This is a genomic window from Paenibacillus qinlingensis (genome assembly GCF_031455095.1).
Taxonomy (GTDB): Bacteria; Bacillota; Bacilli; order Paenibacillales; family NBRC-103111; genus Paenibacillus_E; species Paenibacillus_E qinlingensis_A.
In genome coordinates this window covers 284809-296395 of the sequence record NZ_JAVDSB010000005.1, presented here as the reverse complement: position 1 = coordinate 296395, position 11587 = coordinate 284809, and the positions used below count along the sequence as shown (strand labels likewise).

At 45.7% G+C, this 11587-nt stretch carries 9 protein-coding genes; 5 read left to right on the top strand and 4 right to left on the bottom strand.

Annotation, left to right across the window (positions count from 1 at the left end; translation table 11 throughout):
• Window positions 1–167 precede the first annotated feature (167 nt).
• The 4 genes from J2736_RS17095 to J2736_RS17080 form a co-directional block, all read right to left on the bottom strand.
• Window positions 168–950 (bottom strand): glycoside hydrolase family protein, encoded by a 783-nt coding sequence (locus tag J2736_RS17095; protein WP_310499801.1) that lies wholly within the window; start codon window positions 948–950, stop codon window positions 168–170.
• Between the two features lie 116 nt (window positions 951–1066).
• On the bottom strand, window positions 1067–2665 hold the full coding sequence (locus J2736_RS17090; protein ID WP_310499800.1) for an extracellular solute-binding protein: 1599 nt from the start codon (window positions 2663–2665) through the stop codon (window positions 1067–1069).
• A gap of 58 nt (window positions 2666–2723) precedes the next feature.
• Entirely contained in the window at window positions 2724–3599 is an 876-nt protein-coding gene (locus tag J2736_RS17085) for a carbohydrate ABC transporter permease (RefSeq protein ID WP_310499799.1), read from the bottom strand.
• The gene (locus tag J2736_RS17080) at window positions 3593–4567 is read right to left on the bottom strand and encodes an ABC transporter permease (RefSeq protein WP_310499798.1); all 975 of its coding nucleotides are present in this window, start codon (window positions 4565–4567) and stop codon (window positions 3593–3595) included. Before J2736_RS17080 ends, J2736_RS17085 begins: the two co-directional genes overlap by 7 nt.
• Window positions 4568–4895: 328 nt before the next feature.
• On the opposite strand from J2736_RS17080, the gene J2736_RS17075 reads away from it, so the two are divergent.
• From J2736_RS17075 to J2736_RS17055, 5 genes are all read left to right on the top strand, one after another.
• Window positions 4896–6701, top strand: coding sequence for a cache domain-containing sensor histidine kinase (locus tag J2736_RS17075; protein ID WP_310499797.1), 1806 nt, complete (start codon window positions 4896–4898; stop codon window positions 6699–6701).
• Window positions 6702–6726: 25 nt separating this feature from the next.
• A complete protein-coding gene (locus J2736_RS17070) occupies window positions 6727–8322 on the top strand; it encodes a response regulator (protein ID WP_310499796.1) in 1596 nt (531 codons plus the stop codon).
• 129 nt (window positions 8323–8451) lie between these two features.
• Window positions 8452–9744, top strand: a complete 1293-nt coding sequence (locus J2736_RS17065; protein WP_310499795.1) for an ABC transporter substrate-binding protein — start codon at window positions 8452–8454, stop codon at window positions 9742–9744.
• Between the two features lie 79 nt (window positions 9745–9823).
• Entirely contained in the window at window positions 9824–10726 is a 903-nt protein-coding gene (locus tag J2736_RS17060) for a carbohydrate ABC transporter permease (RefSeq protein ID WP_310499794.1), read from the top strand.
• On the top strand, window positions 10723–11583 hold the full coding sequence (locus J2736_RS17055; protein WP_310499793.1) for a carbohydrate ABC transporter permease: 861 nt from the start codon (window positions 10723–10725) through the stop codon (window positions 11581–11583). The genes J2736_RS17060 and J2736_RS17055 overlap by 4 nt, the downstream gene beginning before the upstream one ends.
• Window positions 11584–11587: the final 4 nt, after the last annotated feature.

Genomic DNA, 11587 nt, shown 5'->3' with positions numbered 1-11587 from the left:
TCTCCTCCAACTCATTAGGTATTCAGTATGACCTCTAGCACAATTTCCCCACTTTCATGTTAACGCTTACAATCTCCTAAGAAAAATAATTTTGATCATAAGGCTGCCATGGCGGCAGCCCTTTGACCAACTAATGACTCCATTCTTTGTCCATGCACGGATATCATTTACACTTTGCCCGGCCAATCCCACATCTTCAGGTCTCGGCTCCAAGCTATGCCAATCGAGGCATGCGTATCAAATAACACACTCTCATCTTCAGGACCGCTGCCGTGAAAAAACATCACAAATGCCTCTATGCCTTTCGTACCTCTGAGGTCCAGGACGAATCCAGCGGTCAACCGCCCTTGCGCCCATTCCCACTGCTGCTGACCCAATGTGAGTAAGTCGCCCTCCTGATGCCAATGAACTAGATCGTGCGATCTCAACATACCTATCCCATTTTCAGGAGAATGAAACATCACATACTCCTCTTGGTGCCGGATGATACACACATTTTCTCCCGCCTGTTCGGAGCCGCAATAAATCCATTGCTGAAAATCACTTGTTTTCGATAGGCTGACGCCATTTTGCTTGTAAAAACATAGCCATTCCCCGGGGTTGTTGGCATTCGCGATGAAATAGGGGTCGATCATCCGACCCATATCCTCTACTACCACATGTTCCCCTTTGACGCGAAGGAGTTCAGGAGCCGTCCAGTTAACTAGATCTTCGCTTTCCATCATCCAAATACGGCAATCCCCATTGCCATATTTCTCACCATTGGGACGTGGATAGGATTGCAAGCACATCCGCCATCGGTTATCGACGTAAATCAGATTACCAGGACTGGAGAAATTCAGGTTCTGACCCCTCGGAGTTAGAAGAAGCCGCTCGCTCCACTGCCGAAGATCCTCGCTCCGGCTCATCGCCATATACAAGAAGACTCGGCCATCCTCTTCTGTCTCCACAAGGGTATAATATAGCCACCAAATGCCATCCTGATAAAGCGCACATGGGTCTCGATAAGCTCGCCTGTGATCTCCTTTTAGAAGTATAGGTGACGATATTGGGCTACAATTCATGATTAGATACCAGCGCTAACACTGCTTGATTTCAGTTCGTTATACTTTTTGATTTTGGAATCCAATAAGGATTTGCCGCCCTTCTTCTTCCATCCATCTACATAAGCATCCCAGTTTGACAGCGGCTCTGCGCCTGTGACGAACTTCAAGAACATCTCCACTTCATATTTGGCAACATCTGGTCCTAGTGTATTTTGCTCATCCGTTGCCGGGATGCCGTAGAAGATATCTGAAATCAAAGTATAGCCAGCTGCTGCATCAATAAAGCGGTTGTTTTCAATGGCAACGGGATCCTTCGTAGCGGCATTGATTTTATTCTGAATATCGACACGGGAAACGATCTGGCTCAGCGGATCTAGCCATTTCTCGTCAAACGCTTTCTGACCCTCAGGTGTACGCGCCTCATTAATGTTCGTATAATGCGTACCCTTGATACCGTAGTGGTTAAGCTCCCAGCCCTCGTCTGTGGACATGTAGTCAAGGAATTTTAATACCGCTTCAGGATTTTTAGTTTTAGCAGAAACCGCGATCGTTGCACCTACATTACCGAAAGATAGCATACCGCTCTTTCCATCAGGCCCCTTGATGCCAGGAGCGATTGGATCCCATTTCACATTAGGCACAATCTCTTTCATTTTGAGCTGCTGAATAAGCGTTTGAGGAGCTGTGGACCACCAAGCTGTAAAGTAGCCGATTTTCCCTTGCGCTATTTTCTGCTGCGCCTGATCCGCTTTAATTGTGAAAAGTTCTGGATCAATTACCTTAGCGTCCCAAAGCTTTTTGATATACGTCACTGCCTCCTTGTATTCAGGGGATACAGCAACCGGTACAATCTTGTTGTCTTTCAGATAACTGTTCATAGGCACACTACTAGCGAACATACCTGGTGCAATGCCGTATGCGCCAAATATCGGCATAAACGTTTCCGCGAAGCTGTTCGCCATGCCCATACCGTACGTATCGTTTTTGCCGTTTTTGTCTGGGTCATTGAACGTGAACGCTTTCAACATTTGCTCAAATTCGTCTAGATTGGTAGGCATTTTGATATTCATAGCGTCCAGCCAGTCTTTCCGAACCGCAGGTACTTCCTTGCCTGCCCCATTCTCATAAGGGATAACGAATTGTTTGCCTTTATGCTTCGTTAGCTCCCAAAGCTCAGGCTTCAGGTTCTTCTTCAAATTCGGCGCATATTGATCGATTAACTTCGTCAAATCAAGGAACAGGCCTTGATCCACATACTTCTGATAGTCGAATGCGCCGAGTCTGCTCATATCTGGAATGTCGCCAGAAGCGGCAAGTACATTGAACTTAGCGTTAAAGTCGTTATTAGGCAGCATGGTTACGTTCAATTTGACATTAGCTTTCTTTTCAATTTCTTTGGTAGCTATATTGTCGTCTTTCCAGACACGACCTCCATCAGGCTGTGTAAGCGAGATCGTTACAGGGGCAGCGGATGCCGTTGCCGTTGCGGGTGCCTTGGTGCTTTCCCCAGTGGTTGCCGGTTTACTCGTTTCCGTGCTGCTACAAGCTGCGGTTATTGCTGTTGCCACCGAAACCGTACATAAGGATGCAATAATGCGTTTAGTTGATTGCTTTTTCATTGTTTTGTGTCTCCCCTTTGATTAGTTATTTGGATCGTTTCTTATGATAAGTCCATGCTTAGCCCTTCACAGACCCGACCATAACTCCCTGCACAAAGTACTTCTGCAAGAACGGGTATACAATGATGATGGGCAAAGCTGACAGAATCACCGTAGCGGCACGAATCGTCTCTACAGGCGGCGGCAGGCTGTCGCCGTCGAGCTGTTCAATCGAAACCGTATACATTTTACGTAAGATCAGTTGCAGCGTCGAAAGCTTCGGATCGTTGATATAAATAATGACATTGATATATTCATTCCAGTGTCCCACCCCATAGAACAGAGCTAGCGTGGCTACGATTGGAAGAGACAACGGCAGCATGATGCGAACGAGTATACCGACCTCTGAGCAGCCGTCCAATCGGGCCGATTCGCTAAGACTAACTGGAATGCCCTGAAAAAAGTTGCGCATGAGGATCAACAGCCAGGCATTGATTGCGAATGGAATCATCAGAGCCCATACGGAGTCAACCATATGCAGGGAACGGACAACCAAATAGGTAGGAATCAATCCGCCATTAAACAACATCGCAATGACGATAATCGTCATTAACACATTGCGCCCTGGCAACTCGCGATTGGATAGCACATAAGCGCCTAGGGCTGTCATAATCAAATTGATTAACGTACCAACAACTGTAATAAAGATGGTGACGCCATAGGCATCAACCAGCCCAGAGTGGCGAAGCACGTAACGATAACTATCCCAATGAATCGAGCGTGGATAGAGCAGGATCCCTCCTTGCTTCACGTAATCCTTCATGTCAGCGAACGATACAATGAGTACATTCAGAAATGGGTACAGGGTGCTCACGCAGAGCAGAACCAAGAAGAACCAGATGATATAGTCGACGATTCCCGGCTGGGATAATGACTTGGACTTTCCGTTTACCATATCGCCCCCTCCTCGTCAATTTTCTTAGATACATAGTTGGCAACCAATACGAGAACAAGCGCGATCGCTGAACGGAACAGACCAACGGCCGTTGCGTAGCTGTAATTATTCGTATTGAGCAGACCAATGCGGTACACATAGTAGTCGATGACCTCAGCTACTGGCGCTACTTGCGGATTGATCATGACCAGCGTCTGTTCGAAGCTTACGCTGAGAATGCCGCCTAAGCTCAGCACAAACATAATGCTGATTACACTTCTAATACTTGGCAAGGTGATATGCCATAAGCGCTGCCACCGATTTGCACCGTCAATCGCCGAGGCTTCAAGCATATCGGGATCAACCCTCGTTAAAGCAGCCAAAAAGATAATGGCGCTCCAACCGATTTCTTTCCATATGGCACTGCCTACAAACATCATCCGGTAATATTCGGTGGATGACAGAAATTCAAAGGTGTGACCAACCGAAGATTTAAGCAGTAGATTGATTAATCCGCTTTCCGAGAATAAATTGTACAGTAGTGCGTATACCACAACCCAGGATACAAAGTGCGGTAGGTACGAGACGGTTTGAAAAAAACGCTTCCATTTCGTAAAACGCAATTCGTTAATTAGCAGTGCGAATAGAATCGGTGCCGGAAATCCGAATAAAAGGCGGTAGAAAGCCAAAAGCAGTGTGTTACGGAAAATGATCCAGAAGTCACCATTCTCAATAAATCTTTTAAAATGTGCGAGTCCCGCCCATTCGCTCCCGAAAATGCCGTCCATGAACGTGTACTTCTTGAAGGCAATGATGACCCCGGTCATCGGTGCGTAATGAAAGATGGCATAATAGGCCAGCACGGGTAAGAATAAAAGGTAAAGCGGAATGAAGCGTTTCATCTTTTTCCAGGTTTTGTGCCGCTTGACCGCAGCCATCGGTACCCGGATCAGCGTCTGGGGCATGGCGTCGTTCGTTGCAGGTTTCATCTTGTTATTCCCCTTTCCGAAATGTAGCTAGGCGTTAAAACTCATTTAACGTAATCATGTAAGCGATTGCGTTTTACAATTTCCTGCTGCGAACCCATCTTTACACGAAAACAGCGGCAAATATAGAAATGAAATTGCTTTTTTGTGCCGTTTTTGCCGATTCAGCAGTTCGGATAAAAAAAAGCAGTGCCCTCTTCTGTCTAACTTGTATCGTTGCTCAGCCTGTTGCGGGTTTTCTGGAAAGGGGGTATTATCACTATTGTTACTAGGGCATCTTGTAGGCGTTTTCACTGTGGGATGACAACATGATAGATGGGGGCGTATGGCTGTGGAGAAACGCAAGTTCACTCCCTTTAATAGGAAAATGTGGAAGCTGTCCAACATTCCTTTATTTTATAAACTGAGCATCTGTTTCTTGTTCCTGTCATTTCTTATGATTCTTCTGTCTTATGGTCACTTTATGAATTACAAGAAGGATAAGGAAGCTGTATCGCTGGAAGCAATCGATCTGGCCAATAAGCAAACAATGGGCAGAATCGACTCTTATTTGGCGGATTTGTCTTCTATCACCATCATCCCTCTCATGGAACAGAATTCGAAAGATAATTTTTTTCAGAACCTGAAATCATTTCAGAATAATCAAGTCAGCCTGGATTTTCAGCGGGAAGCTGACATGATATTCAATAAGATGTTTCTGTTCAAAAAAGACATCCACTCCATTTTCTTGTTTAACCTGAACGGAATGAGCGAATACAAGGTGTTGGATACGGCATTGCTGCGCCCGTTTGATCCTGTTCGAGAAGTTTGGTTCCGTAAAAGCATCGAGAGCTTCGGCAGGCCGCAGATCGTCTCCACCTATCACTTACCCAATGTATCCGATCAGAGGACTCGGCCCATTCAAGTGTTCGGAGTGGCTAGAGGACTTGTGGACGTTAATGCAGGAGCCGTAGCGGCAGTGCTGCTTGTCAATACAAAGGTTGATTACTTGGCCGAACAAATTAAAAATTTAATGCTTTTTCCCAACCAAAGGGTTGTTATCGTGGATAAGAATGGTCAGACCATATACGATACCCACTCTCCGAATATTGGCAGTCCCGCCGATATGAATCTGCAAAACATAGCCAAAGCACGGCTAAGTCAGGCAAGCAACATTGATGGTACGCATTCCATTGTCCGAAGCTTTACTTCCGAAGTGAACGAATGGACGATTCTAACCATCATCCCGGAGCGTGAATTGTTCCGGCAGATTAATCAAGCAGGCAAAGTGACGATGTTCTTTACCTTTCTAGCCATCGCGGGTTCCTTTTTCTTTCTCTTTATAATTTCCAGACAAATTGTGAATCCGATTAGAACACTTATTAATACAATTAAGAAATTCGAGAAAGGCAATTTTGGGGTAAAAGTCCAAGATAACAGAGCGGATGAAATTGGTGCCTTGGGCTCGTCATTCAACCGAATGACAGACAGAATTCAAGATCTTATTCAGGAAGTATACATAGACAAACTACGGAAGAAGGAATTACAACTTCAGAGCCTTCAGAACCAGATCAACCCCCACTTTCTGTACAACACCATTGAATCGATAAGGATGATGGCAGAAATCAATGATGACGATGAAGCATCCCGGATGGCTGTTGCCCTTGGCGGCATTCTGAGATATGGCATTACCGACCCTTTGTCCAAGGTGCAATTGCGGGATGAAATTCATTATCTGAAGGAGTATGTCTTGCTTCAGCAAGTCAGATACGGCGACTTATTTCAAATCGTTATCCATGTCGAGGAAGAAATTGAGGATGTTCCAATTCCCAAGATGGTCCTACAGCCACTGGTGGAGAATGCAATCAACCATGGTTTGAAATATACCTCCGATGGCGGACTCATAACCATATCTGTAAGAAAGCTTGAGAACCATGTTGTTTTCGAGGTAACAGATAACGGGGGCGGCTTCTCCGTAGACAAACTTAAACAAACGATGGATGACTTGAACGGAATGAATGAATCGCCTGGTAGTATTGGGATGAAAAACGTCCATCAAAGGATTGGCTTGCATTATGGAGTCGGATATGGTTTACAAATTCGAAGTGTGGAGAAGGTTCAAACGACGGTATTTTTTCAAATTCCCATCATGACCTAGACCATTTTAGAAACGAGGCTAAACGATGTATCACGTATTCATTGCAGATGACGACAGAATCATTCGTACCGGTCTGAGAAAAATTATCGAGAAAAATTGCCCGGAATGGACGGTCATCGGTGAGGCGTCGAATGGACAACAGGCCTACGAGGACATCTTGGTGTGCAAGCCGGACTTGTTAATTACGGATATCAAGATGCCTGTTCTGGACGGCGTGGAGCTGATTCGGAAGGTGAAGGCGCAACAGGATCCACTGGATAGGATGAAGATCATCGTGCTGAGCGGGTTCGGTGAATACCCGTATGTCAGGGAGACCTTACGTCAGGGTGCAGTGGATTACTTATTGAAGCCGATCCCCACACCGGATATTGTGGCATTGCTGCAGAAGATCAGGGATGACCATGCGCTGGAGCAGGAATCCTCTCGGCGGGACGGGCTGCTGAAGGATAGATCGGAGGAAGCGCAGCTGTTAGTCGAGGAGAAAGCATTGCTGCAATTCCTCCATGCTAGAGCACAAGATGTAGAGCCATGTAAGCAAAAGCTGCGAGACTGTGGACTGGCAGACAGCGGGAATTTTCTGATCGCCATCCTACAGGTTCACCAGAATAATCCTTTAATTCTTGAAACAATCAAGAACGATGTGCTCTCACTAGTACCACAAATGGCCCCAATGGTTCGTGTCATGCTTGCTTTACGTGGTACTCAGGTTATTGCTGTTTTTTGCGGAAATAAGGAATTCGTCCATTTCAAGAATGTGGTGCAGGACGCACTGAACATACAGGCAGACAACTGGAAATCAGTACCAGATACTAAAGTTTCGTGCGGCATTAGTGATGTATTTACACTCCTAGATGAACTGCCCAATGGAGCTAAGGAGGCGGAGCGTGCTCTGGAGACTGGCTTCTACGAAAATGCAGGCGCGAAATTTCTTACTTCGCAAGATGAATCGAACATGTCAACGATTGCATCGTTTCCCTGGGAGCCAGAGGTTCAACAAATTACTAGCCTCATGGAGCTTGGGGATTTTAACCAGGCCAAGGATGTACTGATGCAATTGTTGGTTCGTTTGGAGATGCTTCAGGCGAGACCTGTAAACGTGAAGGATGTCTGCAAAAAAATGGTTACCCGCATGGAAGTTGCATGTCGGGAATTTGCTGAAGCCTCCTCCAACAAGACGGCGAACGGGCAAGATCTGTTTGCTGCTATCGATCTCGTTCCCACCATGAAGGATCTGATCGGCCTGCTCGCCGAGGATTTCACGGATCGGACAACCACGATTCAGAATCGTAAAAGCGAGAGAAGCATTCGCATTATCGAAATCGCCAAGGAATATATTCAGCAGCACTTCCGCGAGGACTTGATGCTTCAAAGCGTTGCGGACCGGGTATGTTTAAATCCATTTTATTTCAGTAAGCTATTCAAAGATCAGACTGGAAAAAGCTTTACGAATTTTCTCATAGAAGCTCGCATGAAGGAAGCTAAGAAACTGCTGGCTATGCCCGAAATTAAGGTATACGAAGTGGGAGGAATGGTTGGATATGAGGAACCTGAATCATTCAGCCGAGCCTTTAAGAAATTAGTGGGCGTTTCCCCTACGGAATACAGAAAAAAGATCAAGTAAACGACCAATCAAATGATCTGTTAAGAAATCCAATATCCGGTCATTCATTTGGTCTCCTGAAAACGCTTAAAATAAGGGTATCAGAGGATGCATCCTGTTGAACAAGAACAGACATACAAGGAGGTCACTATGAAAAGATTACTCAGTCTCGTTTTTTCTCTCAGTTTAGTTGTGCCGATCGTCGCCTGTGGCAATGGCCAAAGCGCGTCCCCCGCTTCCACACCAGCAGCCACACCTGCAACCGCTGCCAAGCCGACTACTGAGGCTGCTAATTTGCAGGGCAAGATCGTATTTGGTACCCATCGAACGGATATTGCCGAAACTAAAATTAAAGCGCTTGCAGACGAGTTTATGAAAGCGAATCCAGGGGTTCAAGTTACGATTGAATCTTATAAAGATTGGAAGCAAATCTTAAAGACGCGTGCGGCTGCCAGTGAATTACCGGATGTTACGATTGCCCTTCCCGAGATTACGAAGGCTGATCTACCTAAGTATTATATGCCATTGGACGATTTGGGCTATAACAAGGATAACCTGTGGTTTCATGCAAGCGGTTTAGGTGATGACGGGAAGCTGTACAAGGTCAACTCCGGTGCGGCATACCTAGGTGTTGTATACAGTAAGACCGCCTTCCAGGCGGCAGGAATTACGAAAACGCCGACAACCACAGATGAGTTGTTCGCTGCCTTCCAAAAGCTGAAGGACAAAGGCATTATTCCTCTAGGTACGGGTTTTAAAGACGCGTTTACACTGGATCCTTATTTCTTCCAATACACACATGTGAGCACAGGTAACGCGAATTGGAGAAACGACTTGATTGCCAAAGCTGGGGATCTGTTCAACAGCGAGTTTTTGAAAGGCTTCAATCTGGCAAGGGACGCTTATCAGAAGGGCTTTACAGAACCTGATCTGATGTCGGCGAACTGGGAACAGACGAAGAAGGATCTTGCGGCAGGCAAAGTCGGTATGATGTTTATGGCGGATTGGCTTGTTCCACAGTTAATCGACCTAGGTGCTAAATCCGATGCAGTCGGCATGTTCCCTCACCCAGGATCGAAAGCCGTATATGTCGGACCAGACAAACCATTTGTTGTATCCAAGAACACGAAATACCCGGAGGCCAGTAAAGCGTTCGTCAAATTCATGCTCACCAACAGCCGTTATGCACAGGCAAGTGGTGTGAACTCTTCCATCAAGCAAGATAAAGCCGTCATTCCAGGCGTAGAAGAATTGCTGTCATCCAAGCTGCCTATTATTGAAGACACAGCGGTTGATATCAAATTCCAAGAAACCTTGAACAAATCCCAAATCAATTTATCGCAGGTCGTTCAAGAATTTATGTTGAGCAAAAATACAGACGATGTCGTGAAAAAGTACAATGAGAAATGGCAAAAGGCACGCATGGAAGTTCTAGGGAAATAATGTAAGTGCACCGTTCAGAAGATGGGTTCAACTTGGATCCATCTTTTGTTTTAAAATCTGGATAAAGAAGGATGGAGTTATGAGAGAGAACACCTTCAGAAGGGTACGTAGATACGACTATCAGAAAGGTTTGACCATACTGGCGTTTTTGGTCTTGCCGGTCGTGCTCCTAATTACATTTACCTATTGGCCTGCCCTTAAACTGTTTCAAATGAGTTTTTCGAAGTGGGATGGCATCTCCCCAGATATGCAGTTTGTCGGGATCAAAAACTACTTAGATGTATTCGAAGATACCGATGTCTGGATTTCGGTCAAAAACAATGGGGCTTATATTGTGGCCATGCTCGTTCAGAACGTGATTGGTTTGTATTTTGCTATCATCCTCAGCACCAAAATGAAAGGAAAAAATTTCTTTCGTTCCATTTTGTTTATGCCTAATATTTTGAACGGCATCGCGATCGCATTCATGTTCAATTATTTGTACAACTACACCAACAGTCCACTAAACGCTGCTCTGAAGTGGATCGGCATGAATCCCGTGCACTGGCTGCCGGAGAATTATTTGATCAACTTCTCCCTTGCCTTCATCGGCACATGGATGTTCACAGGTTGGTGTATGGTCGTCTATCTGGCCGGCTTACAGTCCATTCCAAAGGACGTCTATGAAGCAGCCAGTATCGATGGAGCCAGCTTTCATCAGATGATTCGTTATATGATTATTCCTAACATCATCACCGTGTTTGAGCTTAATCTGTTCCTCGGAATTAACGGTGCACTGCAAGCCTACTTCCAACCCTTTGTCCTGACAAAAGGCGGTCCTTACGGCCTGAGCGACACATTCGTCTCCAAGTCCTTGGCCATCGCCTTCGAATTCAGCAATTATGGTAAAGCCGCTGCAATGGCTGTGGTCATGCTAATCATTGTAGCTATCGTCGTTGGCCTGCAAAGATTATGGTTATCGAAAGGAGAGCGGCAGATATGAAGAAACATGCTACCGACATCGGGCTGGAAATTAGCCACCCTCTTCTAAAGCTGTTCAATTATGCCATGGCTTTGATCGGGGTGGCCATTATTATGTTGCCGCTCTTCATCATCCTAAACGTCTCGTTGAAAACCAGTGAGGAGTATGGGCTGAAAGGCTTTATGGCTTTACCTGACAATCTGTTTAACTTCGATAACTACATCATGGCAATCAAGCAAGGTAAAATGCTATCAGCTTTCGTAAATTCCTCAGTCCAAGTTGCGGTAGGTGTAACCGGAAGCGTATTCCTTGGTTCCATGGCCTCGTATGTCCTGAACCGTTTTGATTTCCGCTTCAAGAAAATCATCATTACAGCATTTGTCGCTTCCGTCCTGATTCCCCATGTGCTAACATCCGTGTCTACATTCATGGTTATCAAATCCTTGGGGTTGTTCAATACAAGAGAGGCAGGTTTTCTACTGTATACAGGCGCGGATGTCGTGGGCATTTATATTTTCCTTCAGTTCCTGGAGAAGATCCCGAAGCATATGGACGAGAGCGCTAAGATAGACGGTGCCTCCTACTTCCGCATCTACTGGTCCGTTATTCTGCCTCAGATGATGCCCGGCATCGCAACGGTCATTATTCTAAAGACGATTTCTATCTATAACGACTTTCTGAATCCATATTTGTTTATGCCGAAGACCTCTTTGCGAACAGTCACCGTCGCTCTTAACTCCTTTTCCAGCGAAAATGCGACCGATTGGCCAGTCATGTCGGCTGCCATTGTAACGGTCCTCATTCCCACCTTGCTGCTCTATCTCTTCCTGCAAAGGTTCATTATTTCCGGCGTATCCGATGGATCGATGAAAGGTTAAGCGC